Here is a 641-nt window from a genome sequence, read left to right on the forward strand (position 1 = left end):
TGAAAGTGACACGAACCGATCTCCATCGATGTTACTCACCGATCTCCTTCACGGTAATACGCACGTGTGAAAGAGCGCATGATTCTGTCACGTAACCGTAATTACAGCCGGCTGGCCACAGCTTCCCCCTGAAAGTGACCTCTTCTGAATAATCCGGCCCGCACCGGAGGCATTCGCACGCCTGAAGCCTGCCAGCGAACAAAAAAGCAGCACCTCATACAAAAAACAACCTCATCATCCACCTTCTGGTGCATCTGGCCCCCCCTGTTTTTGATACAAAACACGCCTCACAGACGGGGAATTTTGCTTATCCACATTTAACTGCAATGGACTTCCCCATAAGGTTACAACCGTTCATGTCATAAAGCGCCAGGCGCCAGCCTTACAGGGTGCAATGTATCTTTTAAACACCTGTTTATATCTCCTTTAAACTACTTAATTACATTCATTTAAAAAGAAAACCTATTCACTGCCTGTCCTGTGGACAGACAGATATGCACCTCCCACCGTAAACGGCGGGCCCCAACCGGAGCCACTTTAGTTACAACACACAAAACCAACCTCCAGAAAAACCCCGAACCAGCGCAGAACTGAAACCACAAAGCCCCTCCCTCATAACTGAAAAGCGGCCCCGCCCCGGC

The 641-nt window shown here is 49.5% G+C and carries 1 pseudogene; it reads left to right on the forward strand.

The window, feature by feature from the left end:
- Positions 1–63 precede the first annotated feature (63 nt).
- Positions 64–132: pseudogene (locus tag RTW80_RS26775) on the forward strand (hypothetical protein); the annotation flags it as partial.
- Between the last annotated feature and the right edge of the window lie 509 nt (positions 133–641).

The sequence above is a fragment of the Escherichia sp. AM3 genome (genome assembly GCF_032029835.1).
Taxonomy (GTDB): Bacteria; Pseudomonadota; Gammaproteobacteria; order Enterobacterales; family Enterobacteriaceae; genus Escherichia; species Escherichia coli.